Origin of the sequence: Promicromonospora sp. NPDC057488 (assembly GCF_042802395.1) — a bacterium.
In the GTDB taxonomy this organism is placed as follows: domain Bacteria; phylum Actinomycetota; class Actinomycetes; order Actinomycetales; family Cellulomonadaceae; genus Promicromonospora.
Genome location: NZ_JBHVEG010000002.1, coordinates 76,055 through 100,422 on the forward strand (window position 1 = coordinate 76,055; position 24,368 = coordinate 100,422).

Sequence of the window (24,368 nt, forward strand, 5' to 3'; positions counted from 1 at the left end):
GTGCGCCATCGTCGGTACGGGGTGACCGTTAGAGGATGTCAGCGGCGCTGCCCTCCGGGCTGGCTGGTCCCGTTCAGGTGGCTCTTGCTCGTGCGGTCGACCGGATCCCGTACCCCGGAGCCCTGCCTGGAGGATGCAGGTTCGAACCGAAGTGGGACGGCTTCCGCGTTGTCGCCACACGCGATCTGCACGGGACGAGCCTGTGGTCCCGCCGTGGCACCGATCTCTCGGCGACGTTCCCCGAGCTCGCCGCGGCCTGCGACGATCAGCTCCCACCGGGAACGGTGCTCGACGGCGAGGCGGTCATCTGGACGGCCGGGCACCTGGACTTCGGAGCGCTGCAGACCCGGATGGGCCGAGGCCCCCGTACGGCGGCTGCCCATGCCGCCGGTCACCCTGCCTCCTACGTCGCGTTCGACATCCTCGCGCACGACAGCAGGGACCTGCGACACCTGCCATTCGACGACCGGCGCGCGCTCCTGGACCGGCTGGCCGCCGGCTGGAGACCACCACTGAACCTATCCCTGGTCACGGCCGACCCCGACGTCGCGACAGAATGGTTCGAGACCTACCCGGTCGTTGGGATCGAAGGCCTCATCATCAAGGGCGGGACACAGCCGTACCCGACAGGGCGACGCGACTGGCTGAAGGTCAAACACCGCGACACCGTCGACGTCATCTGCGCTGCAGTGATCGGCCGACGATCCTCCCCGCAGGAAGTCGTAGCGGGCCTGCCGATCGACGGAACCCTCAAGATCGTCGGGCGGACCGCGCCACTTTCCACTTCAGGGAGCCGTGCCCTGGCGCCGTGGCTCGAATCCCCGAGGGCCGACCATCCGTGGCCGGCTCAGGTGCTGCGCACGGCGTTCTCACGGTTCAACACGGCGCGAAGCGACGTCGTGGACCTGACTCTCGTCGAGCCGGTCGTTGTCGAGGTCAGGGCTGACGTTGGATGGGACGGGCAGAACTTTCGCCATCTTCTGCGTTTCGTGCGTGTCCGCCCGGACACCGAAGTCAGCAGTGTCCGACCTCCGAATGCTCGCGACGGGCCGCCCGCCTGACAGTACCGACCGGCTCTTCGCGTAGCAGCACGGGGAGCGATCGTGGATCTGACCGAGAGGTCGGTCACATTGGTCGTGATGACGAACCGCTCAGAGCCTCGGAGCCGATAGCGACCAGCGCCGCGACCATCACGTCACACCGCCTTGCAAGGGGTAACTGAGGCGCTCGCGGCAGGCGACTGATCGGGGTCGCCCGGCGAGGTAGCGAATCGATGCTCCTTGAGCGGGGCAAGCTCCGCACGAGGCATCGGTGCCATACTCCGCTGACCACGCTTGTGACGGCGCGAGTGGCGAACCCGCCCACACATCAACGGAGGTTCCCCATGCCGCCGCGAGCAAGGAGACGTGAAAGCGGCCGCGTGGACGAAGAAGCCGGTACGGTGGCCTGCGGTAGGTGGGCTCAGCCTCCGCTGGGGAGTCGATTCAACGACCAAGGTGCGCACGGCACCCTGTCGCTCGCTACCGGCTAGGCTCGCTGCCATGGCGAAGGACCGGGCTCGCAGCCGGCCGACCAGCAAGGACGTCGCGGCGCTCGCGGGCGTCTCGCAGAGCACGGTCTCGTACGTCCTGACGGGCAAGCGGCCGATCTCGGCCGAGACGCGTCGCCGGGTCGAGGACGCTATGCGGCAGCTCCGGTTCCAGCCGAACGCCGGCGCGCGGGCACTGCGGGGCCGGCGTACGAACGTCGTCGCTCTGGTGGTGCGCCTGTCGGAGCAGACCGACGTCGCCGACACCGTGCCGTACATCGACACGGTGGTCGAGGAAGCGCGGCGCCGGGACTACGACGTGGTCCTGGTGACCGGTGACGAGGGCGCGGACGGGCTGGTCCGGCTGGCGAAGCGGTCGATCTGCGACGCGGTCGTGCTGATGGACATCCGTGGTGGTGATCCGCGCGTGGAGACAGCGGCCGGTCTCGGGCTGCCGGTCGTGCTGATCGGTACGCCGGACGACAGCCACGGGCTCGCCTGGGTGGACTTCGACTCCCGGAAGGCGGGCGAGCTGCTCGCTCGCGAACTCGTCGACACGGGCCACAGGAACATCGTTCTCGTGAGCGAGGTGACCCAGCAGCAGGAGCAGGGCTTCCACTTCGTGTCGGCGTTCCACGCCGGCGTGGCCGAGACCGTGGCACAAGGCGGCCTGTCGCTCGACGTGGTCCGCCCGACTCGATCCGCCCCGATGCGCTTCGACGTCCTGCCTGGCGATCTCTTCGCCAAGGCAGACGACGGTGGCCGGCTGGGCGTCATCGCACGAACCCCCCAGGCGATCGGCATCGTGGCGGAAGCGGCGACGGTTCGTGGCCTGCAGGTGGGCCGTGACGTCTCCCTGGTGGGGCAGTGCACGGACAACGTCGCCGAGAGCTTTCGCGTGCCTGTCACCAACGTGTCGCCGGAACCTCGCGACACGTCGCGCAGCGCGATGGCGGTGGTGTTCGAACAGCTCGCCGACGAGGAGTGGCAAGGCGATCTGGCCCACGTCGTGCGGCCGCGCCCGGTGACCCGGCGTGCCAGCACTGTCGTCCACACGGTGATCGAGCCTCCGACCTCGTAGCCGTTCGGACGGGACTGCCCTCGAGGCGGCCGTCCGACCAGTTCGCTCGGGGAAACCACACTTGCCAACAGGCCAGGGCCTAGGTATAGCATCATCGTCGATTCGTATCGACGATGATCGAAAGGGCCCCTGTGAACAAGCGGCACGACTTCGGCGGCGGGTACGTCATCCTGGGAGATGACGGGGCCCCAGAGGCGTTCGGCAACGACATCGACGCCGACCGGCGCTACCTGCTGGACTCGGCCTCGGAGCCGTGGCACGGCCCCGAGCACGCCTGGGGAAGCGGGTTCGTCGTCACGTCTGCCGGGTCGGGACGGTGGCAGGCGCCGAGCAGTGTGCGCCGAGAGGCCGACGGCGTCGTCGTCACGCACCGACCGTTGCCGGCACTGCGTCTCGACGTCGAGCGGCGGGTCACCAGCGACCACTACACCGAGACCTATACCTGGACGAACGCCGGGGACGCGCCGCTGCAGGTGACGTCGCTCGCGTTGAACGTCCCGGTCCGGGACCTGTACGACGACGCCGCGGGCGCCCTGGCGCGCAGCTGCCACGCACACCTCTTCACCGGCGGCTCGTGGGCATGGGTGCTGGCCGAGCCGATGTCCGGGACCCCTCCGCTGCTGGGTACGGTCGTGACCGAGGGCGCGTTATGGGCGTACTCGGTGGAGTCCCGCAACAAGGACATCTCGTCGAACAGCCGAGGACATCTGCTGGTGCATCCCACCGACCACGCGCGCAACCCGGGCGCGTTCGGCGGCCAGCCGGTGATCGACCTCGGCCCCGGAGAGGGCTACACGCTGGCCTGGCGCACCGGCTGGTACGACTCGCGCGACGAGTTCCTCGCCGCCACCGCTGCGCCGGCATCGATCCCCGCCCTGACGGCGGGCGGAGCGTTGCCGACGATCGACGTCGCGCCGGGTGCGCGCGTCATCGAGAGCCCCGACGTGGTGGGGGAGCGCGGTGTCGGTCACGGGGTGCGCCACATCGAGCTCGAGCGCGACGGGCGGCGCAGCCGGACGGCGGTCGCGGCCCTCTCGCCGGTCCGAGAGCTGGTCGAGGCGCGGGTTCGACGGATCCTCGACGAGCACCGCCCGACCGAGCGCGCGGGCACAGGGCGCTTCGCCCTCGTGCCGGTGGACACGCGCACCGGACTGAGGCAGACCCGGAACGCCTGGTCGGACTGGGCGGATGGCGCCGAGCGCATCGGGATGGCCGTGCTGCTGCAACAGGCACGTCTGCGGGGCTGGGGCGATCGTGACGAGCTGGACGAGGCGCTCGCCGGCTACGCGACGTTCGTCCGGGAGCACCTCGTGCGGTCGGACGGGTCGGTGCGGCGCGGCAGTGGCCATGACGACGGCACCCTGCGCCTGTACAACACCCCCTGGGTGGCGCATTTCTTCGCGACCCAGCACGCGCTCTACGAGGCTCACGCGGATCTCGAACAGGCAGCGCGCCTCCTCGAGGCGAGCTACGAGCTCGGCGTCGCGGACCACCTGTCCATCGGGCACCCGGAGGTGATCGTCGCGGTGGCCTCCGCGCTCGACGGCGTGGGTGAGAGCGATCGTGCCGACGCACTGCGAAAGGCACTGGTCGAGCACGCTCACGGATTCGCGCGTCGCGGCGCCGGCCTGCCGTCGCACGAGGTCGCGTACGAGCAGTCGATGGTGGCGCCCCTGGTCAGTCTTCTCGCGACGGCGTACGAGCTGGCGCCCGACCCGGTGCTGCTCACCGCGCTGCGCACGTCCTTGCGCTGGCTGCGCGCCTTCGGCGGCCCGCAGCCGCACGTCCGGCTGCGGGACATCGGCATACGCCACTGGGACGGGTACTGGTTCGGCCTCGACCGGCAGTGGGGCGACACCTTCCCGCACTACTGGAGCGTGCTCTCCGCCATCGCGCTGCGGCAGCTGCCCGCCGCGCTGCGCGACGACGAGAACCAGGCAGCTGCCGCCGCGATATTTGCCGCCAACCTCGTGGACTTCACGCCCGACGGCGGTGCGACCAGCGCCTTCATCATGCCCAGCTGCGTCGACGGCCGTCCCGCTCATGGCCCCGACCCGCTGGCCAACGACCAGGACTGGGCGCTCGCCCTGTTGCTGCGCACCGAGGGGGCGCTCTAGCTCGCAGGCCACTGCGAGGCGTTCTCGCGGTCCCCGACGAACACGAGGTGTTCGGGGGCTCTGCTGCTGGTCATGGGTGTCCTTCAGAGGTGGTTGCGAGGACTGGGGGTCCAGGCGGCATCCGCGGGAGGGAGCTCGTCGCCGGTGCTCAGGTAGATGCGGTCGATGCGCAGTCCTGACTTGCGGGCCAGGATTGACAGCACGTGGTGGCCTTCGGTCAGGACAACGTCGGACAGCAGGGTCCAGAACCAGATCTGCTGCGTCCCGAAGCTGTAGAGGTCGCCGCCGGAGTGTTGCTGGTCGATCGGCTGGGGCGTCCCGTCGATCGCGAGGACGCATGAGTCGTCGTCGGTGCTGTCGAACTTCACCAGGAGCCAGGCACGGTAGATGCCGGGGCGGGTGACCTGGAGCGCGTAGTGCAGACCCGGCGCCGTGGTCGGGTCGTCCCATCGACCGCCGCGTTCGGCGACGTGCATCGCCAGGCCGGTTCCGGCGTCCGTCTCGGACTGGGTGTGGGTCCAGGCCACGGGGACGGGGTCAAGGCTGGGCGTCATCCACGCGCGCTCGTCCTGGGTCAGTGCGTCCTCGGTCTCGAGGGCGAGGACACCGTCGACCTCCTTGATCGCCCCCGTTCCGAGACGGGCGACGACGTCCTTGGAGCCGTCCGCCATCGTCCATAGGCGGGGCTTGCCCAGGCGACCCTGCGTCTCAACAAGGTTTCGCTTGAACGTCGTGTCGCCGTCCCAGAACCCAGGACCGGCGTACACCACGGGCGGCAGGGGGACTCGGGTCGGGTCGGTCCGGTAGATCGTGCGCGTTGTGGCGATCAGGCGGTCGTCGCTGTCCACAGTGACGCCCGGGTCGGCGATGGCGGGCTGTGGGCGTGAGGTGTGGTGGCTGAACCCTGGACCGAGGTTCGTCTCCTGTCGGGTGCGGGTGTAGACGACGATCTTGGACAGGGCCATGTCGCGGTCCATGGCGTGCAGCCGCAGGGTGTGCCGCCCGGCCGGGAGGTAGGGCAGCCGCACTAGGAGTCGTTCGACGTTGTCGAGCACGGCGGACGTCCAGGCCCCGCGGTACTCGTCCGTGGTGGGTGACTCGACCACGACCGGCGGCATGTCGTCGATGCTGAGGCCGAGGCGGATGCGGCCGGTCGAGTCGAGCGTCGGGAGACGGTGGAGCTCGGCCAGGTGCGCCCCCGCGGTGGCGAGGACGATGTCGTACTCGAGCACGGCGTCCTCGGAGTTCGGCGCGTCTGGTGCCGGGCCCGTGCGTCTCGCGACGGTGAGGGCGTTGCCGTAGCGCCCGAGGTGAGGCACGTCGTCCCAGGAGGATGAGGAACCCGGGCGGCGCCTGTCCGGCTGCGCCGGGTCGAGACAGACGTACCCGTCAGACTCGACGGCACCGACGAACTGCGGGTCGACGGGACGGACGGGGGCGACGTCGACGCTGATCTTGATGATCGTGCCCGAGTCGGGGTCGGTGACGGTGATGGTGCCGTGGCGTCCGGCACTGGTGTGCAGTTCCGGCACGCGGACCTCGATGCGCTGCTCCGTGTCGACCGTGCCGGAGGCGACGCCGAGCTCGATCCAGGGGTCGGCGTCGATGGTGAACCGGGTGGGGCTGCCGGTGGTGAAGACCTCGATCCACCGGGAGGTCGTGCCGTAGGGGGCGAACCGCAGCCGCGGCCGGTCCCGCGGGAGGGGTCCGTCGTCGTAGGTGAGGACGCCCAGACCTGGTGCGGAGCCGATCCTTAGCGCGGGGCGTGCGGCCGGGTGGAGGGCCATCGCGGGTGGCGGGAAGCTCTCGGGCGTGAAGATGTGGCGCCAGCGACCACCGGACATCGTCGTGTCGTAGAAGTGCAGGAGGGCTCGCTTGTGGGCTTCGTACTCTCTGGAGCGGTCCAGGTGGCGGTCGGCGGCGGCCGCTTTGCCCTGCTGGTGGGCGAGGGTGCTGCGGTCGGCATGCAGGAACTGCCCTGACACGAGGTAGGCGAGGTGGATCTTCACGGCGATCAGCTGAAAGAACGCGTCCTGCTCGTCGGCCGGGAGGGACGCGTGGATCTCGTTTGCCTCCTCGTACAGGCCGCGCAGCGCCGCCAGCCGCCTGCCGGCCTCGTCCCCGTAGCTGGTCTGCGCGAAGGCGCCTGCGTCGAGGTGCTCGAGCTTGCGCTGGTTGTTGAGCTGGTAGTAGGCCGCGTACAGCGGCCCGACCTGCTTGCCGTGCCCGCCGGTGAAGGTCTTGTCGACCCACTGCTCGACGAACCCGACCACGTCGCCGGTCGTGGTCTCCTTCCCGGCCTCCCAGGCGCAGCGCAGGAAGTACTCGGTCTCCACCTCCAGGGGCTTGAGCCCGCCGACGTTGTTGACCCACAGTCGCCGGATGCCGCGCTCCCAGGACTTAGTGAGCTCCTGACGCATCAGGGCCAGGGGCGTGGACGAGGTGGCGAGGTAGGACCGTGGCGGCATGGACCAGTACGAGGAGTGGTAGTACAGGCCGTGCCCGCCGGAGCGGTGCAGCTCTTCGCCGGAGGGGAAGCGCCGGACGTAGCCGAAGTTGTCGTTCGCCCACACGATGGTGACGTCGTCCGGGACATCTAGTCCCGCGTCGTACAGGGGCAGGACCTCCTTGTACGGGATGAAGATCTGGGGCACGGTCTCGGCCGGTGCGCCGAGCTCGCTTGCGAGCAGGCCTCGCTGGTCGGCGATCACCGTGCCGAGCAGGGCGACCCGCGCCCGGTCCTTCTCGGCGTCGGACATGTGCTCGTCGGCGTCGATCACGGACGTGCGGAACCCGTAGTCGTGGATCCCGCGCATCCCGACGGTCCAGGTGACCTCGTAGTCGCGGTTCTGGTGGATGCTGCCGCGCCAGTACTCCTGGACCAGCTCGCGGTTGCGGCCCGGGATCGAGTAGTCGTACTGCACGTCCTCGGACTGGCGTGCCGACCAGGGGCGCCATTCGTGCTCGTTGCTGCGCAGGAGCATGTCGCAGTGGCTCGTGCCGACGATCACGCCCATCTCGTGCGCGAGCCGTCCGTTGGCGGGGTCGTCGTTGAAGGCGCTGACGTGCATCGCCGGCCACAGGTAGTTGCCCTTGAGGCGCAGCAGCAGTTCGAGCACGCGCTCGTAAGTCGCGGGTCCGATCGTGTCTTCGCCGAGGTGGGCGCGGGCCCATGCCTCGAGCTCCTCCTCGTCGTTGAGGAAGATGCCGCGGTAGCGCACGCCCGGCCAGTCGCAGTACGTCGTCCCGCGGGTGACGGTGACGTGCGGACGTCGCCGGACCGGGACGTCGCCCCACCAGGCCCACGGAGACACGCCGATTGCCTCGCACAGGTCGTACACGCCGAACACGGTGCCGCGCTGGTCGGCGCCGGCGACGTAGACGGTCTCGCCGACCGCGGTGATGGCGAACCCCTCCCAGCGCAGTCGCCCGTCTTCGTCGCGCAGGCCGGACAGGTCGAGGATGCCGGCAGCGACAGCGGCGTCGATGAGAGGGGACGCGCCGATGGTTCCGACGACTACGTTCGCCCCGACGTCTGCGGAGGCGCCGTGGGCGATCGCGACGGCAGATCCGGTGATGGCGTGCAGGTCTCCGGCGAGGTTCTTGACGGCACGCTGTACCGCAGCAGCCTCACTCGCTGAGACGGCGACCCGGACCTGTCCGCCGGACTCGGAGACGACGACCCCACCCGCGCGCTCGTCCTGGACATAACCCCTGCTCATGGCGCCTCCATTGGTGTGTTCGCCGCCCCGTATCACTGTGGAACCGTTATCCAGTCGTGTCGTGTCGCCCCGCCTATGGCCGGGCGGCCTGTTCGGAGGGCCTGCTGCGGATTCCCGAGGACATTGCCTGGGCATCGGGAGTCTAACCAGACGTTGACAACTTCTGGAACCGTTGTCACGATTGCGGCTAGTCGCTCGGGAAGATCCGGGTGGCGGAGCGGCGAGAGCCGCCGGAGCTTCGCGCGAGGGTGCGGAAGGAGTGAGGGCCGTGAGCCTTGCAGAGCTGCAACAGGTGACCCGCCGCAGAACGGGACCACGGGTCAAACAGGAGACCCCGGACAACAAGGCCGCGCTGGTCTTCCTCGGGCCATGGCTGGTGGGTGCCGTGGTGCTGATGATCGCGCCGCTGCTGGCGTCGCTGTATCTGTCGTTCACCGACTACAACCTGCTGCAGGACCCGAGCTTCGTCGGGTTGGACAACTTCACCCGCATGCTCGGCGACGAGCGCCTGCACCAGTCGCTGCGGGTGACGTTCACTTACGTGTTCGTCAGCGTCCCGGGCCAGCTGGCCGTCGCGCTCCTGCTCGCGGTCGTCCTGGACCGCGGGATGCGCGGCCTGGCGTTCTACCGCTCGGCGTTCTACTTGCCGTCGATGCTGGGCTCGAGCGTCGCGATCGCCGTGCTCTGGCGGCTCATCTTCGGCCAGACCGGACTCTTCAACGGCCTGCTCGGCGCCATCGGCATCGACTCGACGACATCGTGGATCGCGGACCCTGACACGGCACTGTGGACGATCATCCTGCTGCACATCTGGACCTTCGGGTCGCCGATGGTGATCTTCCTGGCCGGTCTCCGGCAGATCCCGCGCGAGTTCTACGAGGCGTCCTCCACCGACGGTGCGACGCCGTGGCGCCAGTTCCGGTCCATCACGCTGCCGCTGCTGACGCCGATCATCTTCTTCAACCTGGTGCTCGCGATCATCAACTCGTTCCAGGCGTTCACGCAGGCGTTCGTCGTCTCGGGCGGGACCGGCGGACCGAGCGACTCGACCCTGTTCTACACGCTTTACCTCTACCAGGAAGGCTTCGGCGCCTTCCGCATGGGGTACGCGTCCGCGCTGGCCTGGCTGCTGGTGGTCATCGTCGGCGCCTTCACTCTCATCAACTTCTGGGCTTCGAAGTATTGGGTGCACTATGACGACTGAGACCATCACCGCTGCGCCGGCCGTTCCGCCCGGAACGTCCCCTCAGCGGATCAGGCACGAAAAACCCAGTGTGCGCACCCGTGTCCTGCGCGTGGTGCGTCACGCCCTGATGATCGCCGCGGTCGCGGTGGCCCTCTACCCCGTGCTGTGGATGATCGTCAGCTCCCTACGGCCGGACGGCACCATCTTCGGCAACCCCTCGCTGGTGCTGAACACGTTCGAGATCTCCAACTACACGGATGGGTGGAACGCGCTCGGCGCACCGTTCAGCACCTACCTGCTCAACTCGGCGCTGGTCGTGGCCGGGGCGATCATCGGCAACCTCGTGTCCTGCTCGATGGCCGCCTATGCCTTCGCCCGCCTGCGGTTCCGGTTCCAGAAGCCGGCGTTCGTGGTCATGCTGCTGATGATCATGATCCCGATCCACGTCGTGATCGTGCCCCAGTACGTCATCTGGGCGCAGGCCGACCTGATCAACACCGTCTGGCCGCTGATCGTGCCGAAGTTCCTCGCGACCGACGGCTTCTTCGTGTTCCTCATGATCCAGTTCATCCGCGGCCTGCCGAAGGAACTGGACGAGGCGGCCCGCATCGACGGAGCCGGGCACGGCCGGATCTTCGTACAGATCTTGCTGCCGCTGATGACCCCGGCCCTGGCGACGACGGCGATCTTCACCTTCATCTGGACGTGGAACGACTTCTTCAGCCAGCTGATCTACCTCACGGACCCCAACCTCTACACGGTTCCGGTCGCGCTGCGCTCGTTCGTGGATGCGCAGTCCCAGTCCTCCTACGGCTCGATGTTCGCCATGAGCGTCGTGTCGGTCCTCCCGCTCATCGTGGCGTTCGCTCTCGGCCAGAAGTACCTGGTCCGCGGCATCGCCACGACCGGCGGCAAGTAACCCTCCTGCCGGCGACGGCACCCTAGAGAAAGTGACACACATGCGTACGACAACGTGGTCCGTGCGTGCGGCGGCAGTAGTCGGCACCCTGGCGGTGACCCTCGGCCTGGCGGCATGCGGCACGGCGGAGAACGGCGGCGGTAGCACCGAGCTGAGCGACGGCGAGGTCGACCTGCGAGTCACCTGGTGGGGCGCCGACGCGCGCCTCGAGCGCACCCAGGACGCCATCGACGCCTTCGAGACGAAGTACCCCAACATCCACGTGACCGGCGAGTTCACCGACTGGTCCGGGTACTGGGACAAGCTGGCGACCTCGACCGCAGGCGGGAACTCGCCCGACGTCATCCAGATGGACCAGCTCTACCTCGCCTCCTACGCAGACCGAGGAGCCCTGGCCGACCTGGGCTCGCTCAGCCAGCTCAAGACGGACGGCCTCGAGCCGGCCGTGCTCGACATGGGGAAGTCCGACGGCACGCTGTACGGGATGCCGATCTCGACTACGTCGTTCGGCATCCTCGTCAACCAGGACGTGCTTGACGCCTACGGCCTTGAGCTCCCCGATACCGACACGTGGACCTGGGAGGAGTTCGACGCCTTCGCAAAGTCGGTCTCGGAGAAGTCCGACGGCAAGACGGTGGGCATCACGCCGTGGAACAACGAGTATTCCCTGCAGCTCGCTGCGCGTCCGGTGGGCGACGAGCTGTTCTCCGGCGGCGATGTGGTGATGGACCCGAAGACCCTGGAGGGGTACTTCCAGCGGGCCCTGGACTGGACTAAGGACGGCGCGTCGCAGTCGGCCTCGCAGTTCGCTGAGCAGGCGGCGGCCTCTCTCGACCAGACGGACTTCGCGACCGGGAAGTCCGCGATGATTTTCTCCCAGGTCACCCAGCTCACCGCCTACTCCGAGGCCGCCGGAGGCGCGAACCTCACCGTCGCCAAGCTGCCCACGGACGACGCCAACGCCACCCCGTACCAGTACTTCAAGCCGGGCATGTACTGGTCGGTCTCGGCCAAGAGCGAGCACCCCGCCGAGGCAGCCTTGTTCGTCGACTTCATGACCAACAGCACCGAGGCAGGGGCGCTGCTGGGCACCGAGCGCGGTCTGCCGTCGAACCCGGAGGTCCTCGAGAGCATCTCGGCGGACCTGACCGAGGACGAGAAGAAGGCCGTCGACTACACCGACTCCCTGACCTCGATGCTCGGTGACGCACCGGACATCGTCCCGAACGGAGCCTCCGAGGTCGACTCGCTCCTGCTGCGGTACCTGCAGGACGTACTGTTCGAGAAGCAGACGCCCGCCGACGCGGCGTCCAAGCTCATCGCCGAGCTTCAATCGAGCATCGACGCCACTAAGTAGCGCACGATCCTGTGGGGCCAGTCGAGCAATCGACCGGCCCCACAGGTGTAGCCGTCTAGGGCATGTCTCCTAAATGCGGGTCCAGGTGATGCAGGCTGACAGGACGACGGCGTCGCGGTAGGTGATGGCGAGCTTGTCGTACCGGGCGGCCAGGGCGCGCCACTGCTTGGCCAGGGCGAAGGTTCGTTCGACGACGTTGCGGCCCTTGTGGGTCACGGTGTCCAGCTTCGGTGGGCCCCCACCGGCCGAGCCCTTGCGGCGACGGGCAGCGATCTCGTCCTTCTTCTGCGGGATCACGGTCCTGATACCTCGCGCGGCGAGCATCCGGCGGGACTTGCCGCTGGTGTAGGCACGGTCAGCGACGACGGCGTTCGGCGTGGTGCGCGGGCGTCCAGGGCCCAGCCGTGGGACGCGGATGTCTGTCAGGACCTGCTCGAGCATCGCCTCGGGTGGTGCGCCCCAGCGGTCCCCGGTCCTTGTCACGGAAATGCCGCTCATCTATGCCCACCCGACCCGACTACACGACCTCCGCAACACCCGTTCGACCGTCCGGACCTCTCTGCCAACACGATGAAGTGGGAGAAGCAATGAAGCTCGGAATCCGGCGCCCACGCGCCAGCACACACACGGCAGCCTCGGCTGACGCCGTTCCTCCAGCCGCTGCACTAGCCGCATCGCTCGCCTTCCCCGGACCCAAGGGAAGTTCACTCGGTCGCGCCGCTCTCGCGGCGTTGGTCCTGCTCGCACTCATCGTCACGGGCGTCCTCAGCCCGGTAAGCGCACATGCGGCCCCAGACCCAACAACCGCCGCCACGGCTGACAGCGGTGAAGTGAACATCTACCCGTTCCCTGCGAGCATGGGCACGACCTCCGACTGGAGCGTCTGGGTCAACGACCAGCCGGCGAACGTGTGGGTGACGGAGTCACGCGCTGTCGCGAACTTCTCCTTCACTGGTTCAGTGACCGTTCGTGTCAAGTACAACCCCGGGTTCAGCACCTTCGCCATCGAGCCCGCGCGTTACGGCATCACGTCGAGTGCATTGGCCACGGGTGAAGCATCCTTCGTTCTGACAGACGAGAACGACTACCGCGACACCAGAGTTATCTTCCGCGCCAACGGCGACATCACCAAGGAGCTATTCATCTTCGGTGACAAGCCGGTCGACGTTCCGACCGCGAGCGGGGTCTACACCAACGTGGTCACGATTCCCGCAGGCGTGACCGAACCGTCCGCGCACTTTTACCGGCTGCAGTCCAACACCATCTACTACTTCGAGCCCGGAGCTGTACTGCGCGCAACGACCTTCGCCAAGCAGGCGGAGAACATCAAGATTGTCGGCCCCGGAATCATCGTGGGTTACGCCAACACCGACGGAAAAGATCCCAGCAAGATCGGGACCGACCACACCGGACCCTACGACGAGGTTCAGGGCAACCACCTCGACATCGTGCAGTCATCGAACGTCTCAATCGAGGATGTCATCGTCACGGATGTCACCGCGGGCGGCGGCATCCACAACGTCACCGTCCTCTACAGCCAGGACGTGACCAGCAAGAACCTCAAGGTCATCTCGCGTGACAGCAACGGTGATGGGTTCAGCGTCGAGGCCTCGAGCAACGTGCGCGTCCAGGACTTCTTCGCTGCCTGCAGCGACAATGTGTTCGTCATCGGCTGGAACGGTCTGACGAAGGACGTCGAGTTCGACAACGTCGTCGCCAACAAATACGGCGGGGCGTCCACGTCGACGATCTTCGTGCAGGGCGTGAGCGACTCACGTTTCGACCCCGAGGTCGGCAACGGCCGAATCGAGGACATCACGATCAAGAACCTCTACGTAACGCGCTACAACACAGCGCTGATCGCGGCGGCCTGGGGCGCGAACCACTGGGACTACACGAAGAACTTCAACGTCGAGAACGTGTACTACTCGTACTACGCGAATCAGACGTCGGAGAAGACGACGTTCAACCGCGTCGATCCATGGTTCTTCTTCTCTTACGGGAAGGGCTCGAGCCAGGATTCGAGCTGGTACCCGACGTCGACGCCGCACTACACGGCGTGGCCGGAGTTCATGGAGTTCACGCTGCGCAACGTCTTCTACCCGGTCGACATTTCGGGGATGAACTCCGATGACCGGGCGACGGTCAACCTGGACCGCATCTACGAGCGGATCAACGGGGAGGACCGTCTGGTCACTGACAAGTGCCAGGTCGCGACGTGTAACAACACGTTGGGGTCGGACTTCCTCGGCACGTTGAACATCGCGAACGCGGCATCGGACAGCGGTCAGATCGCGGGTACGGTCAAGGACCAGGACGGTGCTCCGCTTGCCGGCGCCACCGTCTCGATCAATGGTGGGCCGACGGCGACGACCAACGCTGCCGGGTTCTATGCACTGACCGGACTCGGCGCAGGCCGCTACACCGTGACCGCCTCTCGCGACAGCTACACCACCGCGTCGGCAGACCAGATCGTGGCCACCGTGGGCTCGACGACGTTCCAGGGCTTCGCGCTCGAGGACCCCGACGCTGTCGCCGATACCTCCCTCTCGTCGCTGACCATCTCGGATATCCCGGTCGATGTCGCAGCACTCACGACGACAGGTGAAATTTCGGTCACTGTTCCTGCGAACCGAGCGATCACAACTGCCACGGTCACCGCTACGACGATCAATCCGACCGCGACCGCCGTGGTCTCCGTCAGTGGTGGTGGGACCGCTGCAGCCGAGCCGACGGTGCAGATCGTGGTGACTCCGGTATCGGGCGAACCGCGCACGTACCGTGTTCACGTCGTGGCGGGCCCCGCCGACGTGATCCCCAACGTGACCGTGCAGACTCCGACGAAGCTGCAAGCCGTCCGTCGCGGCGAGGTCGGTGCGGTTCAGTATGTGGACCGCACGTACAAGCTGGTGCAGTACCCCGAGTCGCTGACCGGGGCGGTGCTGATCCCGGGAGCGAGCGGTGACAAGCTGATCGCAGGCACGACGAACTACCTGCGGTTCACCGTCGAAAGGGATTCGACCGTCTACGTCGCGTTCGACACCCGGGGCCGCGGGAGCTGGTGGCCGGCATGGGTCGGGCAGCAGGGGTTCGTCGAGACCGACCTACGGGCGAAGTCTGACGACGGGTCGGCGGCGTCGTACGTGCTGTTCGCGAAGGACGTCACGGCCGGCACGACCGTCGCGCTCGGCGGGAACAACGGCTCGTCCGCCGAAACCGCGAGCTACTTCACGCTCGTGGCGGAGCACGAGCCGACGCCCGCACTCACCACGGAAGTGACCGTCGAGACGCGGTGCGTGGCGGGCAAGGTCGTGCTCGCCGCGACCGCGACGAACACGAACGAGGTGCCTGTCGCCGTCACGCTGCAGACCCCGTACGGCTCGAAGGCGATCGCATCGATCGCGCCAGGCACGGACGCGCTCCAGCCGTTCACGACCCGTCTGGGGACCGTGCCCGCGGGCGAGGTCACGGTCACGGCGAGAGCCACGATCGGGGGCGCACCGGTAACGGTCACCGACCACGTCGCGTACAACAACCGAACCTGCTGAACGGGGTGGCCGTCGCCCATCCGGGCGGCGGCCACACCACAACCCGCATTCCGCACCTCCCAAATTCGACGCTGCGCTAGCAGTCCGCGTAGCTGGTGCTCGCAGACCTCCTAGCGGCACTGGGCCCCATAGGGCAGCGACTGGACCCCCAAACTCACTTTTCCGTCCGCCGGTCGGCGCACGGATCGCCACCCGCTCCCCGTTGCGGGCGAAACGAAGGAAGAAGAACATGATGGACCTCAGAAGGGGCTTCCACATCGGCGCAGTCGCGGTGGGTGCACTCATGGTGACCGGTGTGGCAGGCGTCGGCATCGCGACCGCCGAGGAAGGGTACGGCGACAGCGACATCGATGTGACGGTCGAGATCCCTGAGATCAGCGAGCCTGGCGTGCTTGCACTCACCGTGGCGGGCAGCTCCGCATCGCTCGTCGAGGATGGCTCGACAGAACTTATCCGCCAGTTCACCGGCACCCTGCCCACCGTGACCGTCACCGACACCCGGACCGCCGACGAGATTCCCGCCGGGGCGTACTGGTACGTCATCGGCACGGCAACCGACTTCGTGGGAGACGCCGGCCAGCCTGACATCGGTGCGGAGTACCTCGGTTGGGCGCCGCGCCTGATTGACGCCGATCCCGGCAGCGTCGGCGCAGGTGAGGAAGTGTTCTCCGCCGTCGACACGGCCCAGGCACCCGACAACGTCGGCCTCGTCGACACCGAGCTCTTTGCCATGGCGTCCGACTCCGGCGCGATCGCACCCGAGGGCCAGTGGACCGCGACCGCCGACCTCAAGCTGCGCACGCCGGCAACCGTCGCGCCCGGTGCGTACGCGTCCATCCTCACCCTCTCCCTGTTCGAGTGAACAGCAAACCTGGCCGGGGTGCTCCGCCCCGGCCAGGGCGGAGCACCATGAAACACCTCTTCACGGCCGCGGCAGCCGTCACCGTCCTTGCGCTCGCCTTCGGAACCTCCGGTACGGCTGTCGCGGCCGAGACCGACCCATCAGTGACCTGGGCGGTCGCGCCCGCCACGATCGACGGCCCGGATGGCCGAGCCTGGGTCGAACACGAACTGGATCCAGGGGAAACCGTCACTGAATACGTCGCCGTGCGGAACCTCGGCGACACCGACGCAGAGTTCCGGCTCACCGCGGCCGACGGCTACTTCACTGACACCGGCCGATTCAACATGCTGCCGTCGGACCAACCTTCCAAGCAGGCGGGCACCTGGATCGACGTTCAGCCCACCGCGATCGTGCCCGCGGGGGAGCAATCGATCATCCCCTTTCAGATCCACGTTCCCGAGAACGCCACCCCCGGCGACCACGCCGCCGGTCTAGCTGCGTCCGTTGGAAGCACCACGACCTCCGCCGAGGGCGCCCGGGTTGGCGTCGAAAGCCGAGTCGGGTTCCGAGTCCTCACACGAGTCAACGGCGAACTCGATCCGGCTCTTGCGATCACCACCACATCGACTGACTACACCTACTCCTGGAACCCGTTGGATCGAGGATTCATGACGGTCACCTACACCGCTCAGAACACCGGCAACGTGCAGTTGCGCTACAGCGACAGTCTCAACGGAGAATCAACGCAAGACCGCGGCGAACTCCTGCCCGGTGAATCCCGCACGATCACGCTCAGCCGCAACGCTGTCTGGCCAACCTTCCTCATCTCGTCCGACCTCACCCTGGCTCCGACCGCCGAGGGCATAGACGGAGAACTCAACCCTGTGACGACCAGCATCACGACATGGGCGATTCCGTGGCCCCAGATCATCGTGATTCTGGGCACCATTCTCGTTGCACTGGGCCTGGTCGGCTCACGCCGCCGGAGCAAGGCAAAACTTCACCGCCTCCTCGACGATGCGCGCGAGGCCGGTCGACGCGAAGCCGTCAGCTGACGTCGCAATCAGCGCTGAAAGTTTGTGGCTGAAGGTGATCACCGTGACGAACTGAACGGCGCGCTCACCATCGAGGTGCAAATCGCGTCGAAGGACTGCTCAACCATTTGCCCTCACAGACCTTAATTTGCGCACATGCGCAAACACCCCGTTCTGCTCACGCGCCACCCGACGATTTCATGCATTCATCAACAACGGAGTTCAGAATGCCTCGACTGATCCGCGCGATCACGGCCCCGCTGGTAGCAGTCGCGCTCGCGGCCAGCGCCGTCGCGCTCACACCACTCGCTGCAACCGCGGCCCCACCACCAGCCTCCCTCGACGCCCCGACCGATCCGAGGATCGGCGACGTAACCGGCGACGTGCTTTCCCTGAATGGTTCATGGGAGTTCAAGACCGGCGGATACGCAACGTCCGACCCGAACGGAACGCTCTCGGAGAGCGTGCTGCTTCCCGGCACCATGGGCGAGAACGAAAAGGGGAACCCTGACGGCTCAAGCAGCATTGACCGTCTGACGAGCCTGTACAACTACGTGGGAGCGGCTGTCTACCAACGGCGCATCTCGATTCCCGCTGACTGGAGCGGCAAGCAGATCACCCTGTTCATGGAGCGAACAAAGGACACCCGGGTGTGGCTGAACGGAGTCGAGCAGACTGCGTTCAACAGCAAGTACTCGTACGGCACACCGCACGAGTACTACCTGACGGGCATCCGCGCGGGCGAGGTGAACACGATCACCATCGAGGTCAACAACTCCATCACGCAGTTCACGACCGACAACCACATGATCACGCGCGAGACCCAGACCAACTGGAACGGCATCATCGGAAAGTTCGAGCTCGTGGCAACGGCGGCGCTCGCAATCCGCGACGTCCGCGTGTACCCCGACCTCGACCAGAACGCAGCGCTCGTCAATGTGGCCGTCGCCAACGCCAGCTCGCGCGCGTCCAGCTTCCCGGCCGTTTCGATCACCGGCGAAAGCTACAACGGGACGGAAGGCGAAGCTCCCGCACAGATCCCGGCCTTCACGGGTGCGGGTGGCACGGTCGCCGCAGGTGCGGTCCAGTCCTTCTCCTACAGCGTGCCCATGGGGGACAACGTCAAGCTGTGGAGCGAATGGACGCCCAACCTCTACGACCTCGAGGTGAGCATTCCGAGCGCGAGCTACGAAACCTCGTTCGGGATGCGCGAGTTCAGCGCCGGCGGACCCGGCAACCGTCATTTCACCATCAACGGCGACGTGACCTTCCTCCGTGGCGAGGCAAACTCGGCTGTCTTCCCGCTGACGGGATACCCGTACATGACCAAGCAGGAGTGGCGAAAGTTCTTCGGCAAGGCCCAGGACCTCGGTATCAACTTCTTCCGTTTCCACTCGTGGTCACCGCCGGAGGCGGCGTTCGCTGCCGCCGATGAGCTCGGCATCTACATGCAGCCCGAGCTGTACCGCTTCGGCGGCCGCCTCGATGCGAACTACGAGCCCAACCGGGCAGAGGCCGAGCTGATCGCCAAGCACCTCGCGAACCACCCCTCCTACGTCGCGATGACGTGGGGCAACGAAGTCACCAGCACAGCTGGAGCCTCACGCGACGCGTCCAACCGGCTTCGCACGTTCATGCGTGAACTCGACCCGACACGCCTCTATGCCGAGGGGACGAACGCGAACCTGACCGGGGCAAGCCTCAACACCGGTGACGACTTCTGGGCGACCATGCGCACCGAGAAGGACGCAGTCCGCATGTCCTTCTCGTACAAGAACGAAGGCGGCGGTGGCTTCCTCGAGTCCATGCAGCCGAACTCAAGCTTCACCATGGACACGGGCACGGCCGGCTACAACATGCCCATCATGGGCCACGAGACCGGGCAGTACGAGAACTATCCCGATTTCAGCGAGGAGATCCCCAAGTATCGGACCAGCTACACCGACTCAGGTGGTGTGGTCCGTGAGGGTAAGTTCGAAGCTCGGAACCTGTCCCGCTACCAGAGCATGGCGGCTGCCTCGGGACTCAGCGACATGGAGGACCGCTTCGCTCTAGCCTCCACAAGGCTCGCTGCCACCGCATACAAGGCGGACATCGAAGCCAACATTCGCACGTCAGAGATGGCTGGCTACCAGCTGCTCAGCATCCAGGACTTCCCTGGCCAGCAGACGGCCCTGGTCGGCATCCTCGACATTTTCATGGATGAGAAGATCGGCGGGCTCGCCAGCTCGGACTACCGCGCATTCAACGACGACGTCTCACTCCTCGGCAAACTCGATACGTTCGTCTACACGAACGACCAGGACATCGAGCCGACAGTCACGATCGCCAACTACGGCTCGACTGATCTCGCGGACCTCGGCGTCTCATGGACCCTCGGCGAAGAGACGCTGTCCATCGATGGCAAGGACGTCGTGACGGACAAGGGCGACATCATCGCCTCAGGTGACTTCACGATCGACCACATCGATCAGGGAGTCGTCAGGGACGTCAAGGACCTCTCCATCGACCTGTCGTCGATTACGAAGCCGACCAAGCTCGTGCTGCGCCTGAAGGCAGAGTCCGGCTTCACCGGTTCGAACTTCTACAACGTCTGGGTATACCCAGCTGCACCGTCGACCACGGTGCCCAGCAACGTGTACGTGACCCGCACGTGGGACCAGGCCGCCAAGGACCGGCTCGCCGCTGGAGGACGGGTGTTGTTCGTGCCGAAGGGCGCCGACATCCCGAACTCGGTGCAGGTCGGTTGGCGCCCCGACTACTGGTCGAAGTACTTCCACCTCGTCGATCCCAACTATGACCGGCCCAAGCGGACGGGCGTCGACTCGTTCGGCAAGGCATACACCAAGGAAGACGCGTACACGCTGGGCGCCTACATCGACGCCGACCACCCGGTGTTCGACAACTTCCCGACGGAGTTCTTCAGTGACGCGCAGTGGTACAACCTTGTTCGTGGATCTCGCGCCATCGTCATGGACTCGTTGCCTGCGGATCAGCCGGTCATTGCTGAGAACATCGATCACATCAACCGCCACCACCGCCTGGCTAGCCTCTTCGAGGCCAAGGTGGGTGCCGGGTCGCTGATGGTTTCGTCGTTCGATCTCTTCGACAAGTCGCATCCGGAAATCACGCAGCTCTACTCGAGCATGCTCGACTACATGGGCTCCGCGGACTTCGCGCCGAGCTACACCGGTGTCTCGGTCGCCGCACTCGACGACATGTTCGACGTGAGCAATGACGGGTACGCACAGTTCGAAGCCGAGCGTTACGACGTCGGCAGCAGGAACTTCAAGACGGAAACAGGTACGACGGTCGACGGCAAAGCCGCGACCGTCATCGGCGGCGTCGTTGCAGGTGACTACATCACCTACAAAGCCCGGGACTTCTTGACCGGGTCGAAGTCGATCACGCTGAACGGCGCGAACGCGTCCTCGACCAGTGCTGCAGCAGTGATCCAGGTTCGCAAGGGCGGTCCGACCGGGACGCTGCTTTCCACGATCAACTTCGCCAAAACTGGATCGAGCTGGACGTCGTACGTCTCGCGGACGTTCGACCTCACTGGACTGGAGGGCGTGCAGGATCTCACCCTGGTCTTCGTCAACGGCAGCATCGCGTTGAACTACATCCAGCTGACGAAAGCACCGTATGCCTACTCGAAGATTGAGTCGGAAAGCTACACCTCCGCGATCACCGGCGCACGTCTCGTGACGGACCGAGTAGACGGAACAAGCACGACCGAGACGGTAGTGGATGGCCCGGTCGGATCCGGCCCATGGACCACGCACACGGGAGTCAAGTTCGGGTCCGTCGGTACGCGTGAATTCGTACTCAACGGCATCAACTCTCGCGCGGATGGTCTGCCAGTACAGGTGGAGCTCCGTGACGGCGGCATCAGTGGGACCCTCATCTCAACCGTCGATTTCGAGAGCACGGGAGACGGGCCTGGAGATGCGCTCCACGCGGAGTCGCAGCGATTCACCATCCCGAGGATCACGGGTACGAAGGACATCACGATCGTGGCCAAGACTGCTGGGTTGCAGTTGAACCACTTCTCGTTCGTCGAGATCCCGACCACCGACCCCTACGCCGCCATCGACCCACGGTCGAACCCGGACCTTGAGCTCGTTGGCAGTGGGTCGTCGTTTGAAGCCCTCGAGATCGGTGGCACGATCCAGGGAAGCATCCGGCTTCCCTACACCAACGGACAGTTCGGCGACGCCGGAGCCGCGGCACTCGAGATGACCCTCGGGTCCGATGAGCCCGTGAAGGTCACGCTCGTCACGGAGGGTGCCGACGGGGTCGAGATCCCGCTCACGGCGCAACCGCGAATCGGGTACGGTCGCGACTCCCAGTACGGCGAGAACCACACCCAGTTCTTCAAGATCGACCCGAAGATCGTCAGCGAGCGCGACTTCTCCCTCCAAGTTGAGGTACCAGCCGGCGCGTCAGCGAATCTCCAGACGTTCCGATTCCTGGGTGCCGTCCCTGCTACTCCGATCAGCTCGGTCGAACAGCCCGACGGAATCACCGTTCCGAAGGGAACCACTGATGACGAGCTTCGATCGCAGCTGCCGGATCGGATCGAGCTCACCGCGAACGGCGCCGCCGTGTCGGCATCGGTCGATTGGGACGAGGCACTGCCGGAGACAGTCACCGAACCGGTGGCAGTCCAAGGGAAAGTCGCGTTGCCGACAGGCTTCACCGCGAATGGTGTGTCGCTCGATGTTGAGCTCAACGTGGACGTCGCTGCGGGTGTCCCGGACGCCCCTGCCAAGCCGGCGGCCGTAGCTGAGGGCGACGAGGTGAGAGTCCAGTGGGCGGCGCCCGCAAACAACGGCGGCTCGGCAATCACGGGGTACACCGTGACGCTCTCGGGCGGACCCGCGCCGATCACCAGAGCCGTCGACGGCGAGGCCACGAGTGTGACGATTACTGCTGTAGCCAGCGGTGTCTACTCGGCCAGTGTTGTAGCAACGAACGCTCTAGGCGACTCGCCGTCCTCGGCGCCGTCCGAGCCGGTAACGGTCGGCAGCGCCGTGAAGTTCGAAGTCGTGGTCGAGGCGCGCTGCGTCGCGTCGAAGGTATTGCTTGCGGTCACCGTGAAGAACCAGGACACCGGTCCGATTGCGATCGCGCTCGAATCTGCCTACGGCGCGAAGAACTTCGCTGTCGTCGGCGCCGACAAGAGCGTCTTCCATAGCTTCACCACCCGTCTGAACGCGGTTCCCGCTGGGGAACTCATCGTGACGGCGACGGCTCAGGTCCAAGGCACAAGCAAGAACACGCGCCAGGCCCTTTCGTATCCGGCGAAGACCTGCTGATCAGTGGGGAGGCCCGCGAGGGCCTCCCCACACGCCGAGTGCGACGCGCGACCGCGATGACGTCGTCACGGAACTCCTTGGGAAACGGCTTCGGCACGATTGCCATCCGCCCGACAGCGGCACCACTGCCACAGATCACATGGGGCACATCGGTGTCGTGGACGAAGTCGAGCGCTGGGTGCCCGCCGTCCGTGAGCTGTGGCGGTGCTCGAGGAGGAGGAGTCCGGAATGCCGAAGGGATGGCGTCACCTCCAACGGAGTCTTGGAGCAACGCTGGGCGAGTCGGCCGGCCTCGGCTTCGCGGATCGGATGTCCGTCGAAGACTGCGTAGAACTCGCGGACTTCGGCGCTACGTGGCTCGCGTTCGGTGTGGACTACCTCGACCTCGTCGTTTTCCAGGTTGGTCGGTGGCGTGAAGAGTCCCCGAGCCAGCGGGCAGGTCGGGCGAGGATCCCGACCTTTGACGAGTGGCTCCAGAGGTCCGGCCGCTATGTACCCGGCCTCGGAGTGTGGCCGGAACGGGCTCCTCGCCGATGAGTTCTGCCGGGTCGCCGGTGCTCCGAAGTTTCGCCAGGTTCGCCGTCTAGGCTTGTCGAACGCGGTTACATGTCTCTCCTCGCGGAGGGTGTTTTTCAAGCACCGCCGCCGCTCAGCCCAGGCAACATGTCCCGCTAGGGAGAACTCCGGATCACGCGCTCTCGCGCGTCACGAGCGTGCTGTTGAGGTGCACGTCCTTCGGCATCGACGTCTCGAGAGCGAGGGCCAGCGCGGCGCGGCCCGCCTCGAGGAAGGGCAGGGAGACAGTGGTCAGTGCCGGGGTGAGGTCGCGGGCGATCGGGATGTCGTCGACCCCTGACAGGGCCACATCGCCAGGGGCTTCCACATCGGCATCCCGCAGCGCGTGCAGCGCACCGATCGCGAGCACGTCGTTGCCGGCGAGGATCATGTCCGGCCTCTCACGACGTCGCAGGAGCCGGTTGGTGGACGCGTAGCCCCCGGCCCGGCTAACCTCCGAGCTTTCGACGGGAATCGACTCGCCGTCGTATCCCCGTGCCGTGAGCCCTTCCAGGAAGCCCTGCGTGCGCCCCTCGATCGCAGGGTGACCCTGGCTGGTGAGGATCGCGGGCCGGGCGCGGCCCAGGGTGGCCATGTGCGCGGCCACGGTCCGCCCGATCTGCACGTCGTCGAACCGGATGGCCGGGAAGTCGTACTCGTGCTCGCCGATGAACACGACGTTGGCACCCTCGCGCTTGGCGGCCTCGAGCTCCGGAAGGATCCTGGCGCTCTCGGTCCCCACGAAGCTCGCACTCGTCACGACCAGGGCCAGCGGGCGCATCCCTCGCAGGATCCGCAGCACCGCGAGGTGAGCATCGGCGTCCGGTCCGACGGCCGCGATCGAGACCGAGACCCCACGCTCCCGGCCCGCCTCCTCCATGCCGGCCGCCATGGCGGCGATGGACGAGGTGCGGGGATCGCTCGCCAACAGCACGACTCCCGACCGATGACCCCGTAGTGCCCGCGCTGCCTGGTTGCTCACGTAGCCGAGGGCGTCGGCGACGGCACGTACTCGCACGGACAGGTCATTGCTGACCCCCTGTCCGCCGTTGTTGAGTACGCGGGATGCCGTCGAGGCCGACACACCCGCCACCTCGGCGACGTCGCGCAACGTTGCGCTGCCGCCCGCCGCATCCCATGCCATCGCTGCGCGCTC

13 protein-coding genes and 1 pseudogene are annotated in these 24,368 nt (G+C 66.5%); 11 read left to right on the plus strand and 3 right to left on the minus strand.

Annotated features, from left to right (window positions below; genetic code table 11):
* The first annotated feature begins 35 nt into the window (after positions 1-35).
* The 3 genes from ACFU5G_RS01000 to ACFU5G_RS01010 all read left to right on the plus strand — a co-directional run bounded on the left by ACFU5G_RS01000 (position 36) and on the right by ACFU5G_RS01010 (position 4,726).
* Positions 36-1,061, plus strand: coding sequence for an ATP-dependent DNA ligase (locus ACFU5G_RS01000; RefSeq protein WP_377239844.1), 1,026 nt, complete (start codon positions 36-38; stop codon positions 1,059-1,061).
* 480 nt (positions 1,062-1,541) lie between these two features.
* Positions 1,542-2,609 carry a LacI family DNA-binding transcriptional regulator gene (locus tag ACFU5G_RS01005; RefSeq protein WP_377239846.1) on the plus strand — a complete coding sequence of 356 codons (1,068 nt, stop codon included), beginning with the start codon at positions 1,542-1,544 and terminating at the stop codon, positions 2,607-2,609.
* Between the two features lie 131 nt (positions 2,610-2,740).
* On the plus strand, positions 2,741-4,726 hold the full coding sequence (locus tag ACFU5G_RS01010) for a hypothetical protein (protein WP_377239847.1): 1,986 nt from the start codon (positions 2,741-2,743) through the stop codon (positions 4,724-4,726).
* A gap of 83 nt (positions 4,727-4,809) precedes the next feature.
* Here the strand turns inward: ACFU5G_RS01010 and ACFU5G_RS01015 are convergent, their stop codons facing one another.
* Entirely contained in the window at positions 4,810-8,448 is a 3,639-nt protein-coding gene (locus tag ACFU5G_RS01015) for a glycosyl hydrolase 115 family protein (RefSeq protein WP_377239849.1), read from the minus strand.
* Between the two features lie 259 nt (positions 8,449-8,707).
* Between ACFU5G_RS01015 and ACFU5G_RS01020 the strand changes: the two genes are divergently transcribed.
* The 3 genes from ACFU5G_RS01020 to ACFU5G_RS01030 are packed head-to-tail and all read left to right on the plus strand — an operon-like array spanning position 8,708 to position 11,910.
* Positions 8,708-9,652 (plus strand): carbohydrate ABC transporter permease, encoded by a 945-nt coding sequence (locus ACFU5G_RS01020; RefSeq protein WP_377239851.1) that lies wholly within the window; start codon positions 8,708-8,710, stop codon positions 9,650-9,652.
* Positions 9,642-10,553: a carbohydrate ABC transporter permease gene (locus ACFU5G_RS01025; RefSeq protein ID WP_377239853.1), complete on the plus strand. Its 912-nt coding sequence runs from the start codon at positions 9,642-9,644 to the stop codon at positions 10,551-10,553. Before ACFU5G_RS01020 ends, ACFU5G_RS01025 begins: the two co-directional genes overlap by 11 nt.
* A 40-nt stretch (positions 10,554-10,593) precedes the next feature.
* The gene (locus ACFU5G_RS01030; protein ID WP_377239855.1) at positions 10,594-11,910 is read left to right on the plus strand and encodes an ABC transporter substrate-binding protein; all 1,317 of its coding nucleotides are present in this window, start codon (positions 10,594-10,596) and stop codon (positions 11,908-11,910) included.
* 69 nt (positions 11,911-11,979) lie between these two features.
* On the opposite strand, the pseudogene ACFU5G_RS01035 reads toward ACFU5G_RS01030, so the two are convergent.
* Positions 11,980-12,354 (minus strand): annotated as a pseudogene (locus tag ACFU5G_RS01035) (transposase); the annotation flags it as partial.
* A gap of 413 nt (positions 12,355-12,767) precedes the next feature.
* On the opposite strand from ACFU5G_RS01035, the gene ACFU5G_RS01040 reads away from it, so the two are divergent.
* The 5 genes from ACFU5G_RS01040 (at position 12,768) to ACFU5G_RS01060 (ending at position 23,194) form a co-directional block, all read left to right on the plus strand.
* On the plus strand, positions 12,768-15,458 hold the full coding sequence (locus ACFU5G_RS01040) for a carboxypeptidase regulatory-like domain-containing protein (RefSeq protein WP_377239857.1): 2,691 nt from the start codon (positions 12,768-12,770) through the stop codon (positions 15,456-15,458).
* Between the two features lie 229 nt (positions 15,459-15,687).
* Complete coding sequence (locus ACFU5G_RS01045; RefSeq protein WP_377239859.1) at positions 15,688-16,320, plus strand: hypothetical protein; 633 nt, start codon at positions 15,688-15,690, stop codon at positions 16,318-16,320.
* Positions 16,321-16,367: 47 nt separating this feature from the next.
* Positions 16,368-17,357: a hypothetical protein gene (locus ACFU5G_RS01050; protein WP_377239861.1), complete on the plus strand. Its 990-nt coding sequence runs from the start codon at positions 16,368-16,370 to the stop codon at positions 17,355-17,357.
* A gap of 206 nt (positions 17,358-17,563) precedes the next feature.
* Positions 17,564-22,657, plus strand: a complete 5,094-nt coding sequence (locus ACFU5G_RS01055; RefSeq protein WP_377239863.1) for a carbohydrate-binding protein — start codon at positions 17,564-17,566, stop codon at positions 22,655-22,657.
* A gap of 204 nt (positions 22,658-22,861) precedes the next feature.
* Complete coding sequence (locus ACFU5G_RS01060; protein WP_377239865.1) at positions 22,862-23,194, plus strand: hypothetical protein; 333 nt, start codon at positions 22,862-22,864, stop codon at positions 23,192-23,194.
* 151 nt (positions 23,195-23,345) lie between these two features.
* Here the strand turns inward: ACFU5G_RS01060 and ACFU5G_RS01065 are convergent, their stop codons facing one another.
* On the minus strand, positions 23,346-24,356 hold the full coding sequence (locus ACFU5G_RS01065; protein WP_377239867.1) for a LacI family DNA-binding transcriptional regulator: 1,011 nt from the start codon (positions 24,354-24,356) through the stop codon (positions 23,346-23,348).
* Between the last annotated feature and the right edge of the window lie 12 nt (positions 24,357-24,368).

Excerpts from the sequence above, each read along its gene's own strand:
- ACFU5G_RS01000 (WP_377239844.1), top strand. The coding sequence starts at position 36 with ATGTCAGCGGCGCTGCCCTCCGGGCTGGCTGGTCCCGTTCAGGTGGCT.
- ACFU5G_RS01050 (WP_377239861.1), top strand. The coding sequence starts at position 16,368 with ATGAAACACCTCTTCACGGCCGCGGCAGCCGTCACCGTCCTTGCGCTC.
- ACFU5G_RS01025 (WP_377239853.1), top strand. The coding sequence starts at position 9,642 with ATGACGACTGAGACCATCACCGCTGCGCCGGCCGTTCCGCCCGGAACG.
- ACFU5G_RS01040 (WP_377239857.1), top strand. The coding sequence starts at position 12,768 with ATGGGCACGACCTCCGACTGGAGCGTCTGGGTCAACGACCAGCCGGCG.
- ACFU5G_RS01030 (WP_377239855.1), top strand. The coding sequence starts at position 10,594 with ATGCGTACGACAACGTGGTCCGTGCGTGCGGCGGCAGTAGTCGGCACC.
- ACFU5G_RS01045 (WP_377239859.1), top strand. The coding sequence starts at position 15,688 with ATGATGGACCTCAGAAGGGGCTTCCACATCGGCGCAGTCGCGGTGGGT.
- ACFU5G_RS01015 (WP_377239849.1), bottom strand. The coding sequence starts at position 8,448 with ATGAGCAGGGGTTATGTCCAGGACGAGCGCGCGGGTGGGGTCGTCGTC.
- ACFU5G_RS01065 (WP_377239867.1), bottom strand. The coding sequence starts at position 24,356 with ATGGCATGGGATGCGGCGGGCGGCAGCGCAACGTTGCGCGACGTCGCC.
- ACFU5G_RS01005 (WP_377239846.1), top strand. The coding sequence starts at position 1,542 with ATGGCGAAGGACCGGGCTCGCAGCCGGCCGACCAGCAAGGACGTCGCG.
- ACFU5G_RS01055 (WP_377239863.1), top strand. The coding sequence starts at position 17,564 with ATGCCTCGACTGATCCGCGCGATCACGGCCCCGCTGGTAGCAGTCGCG.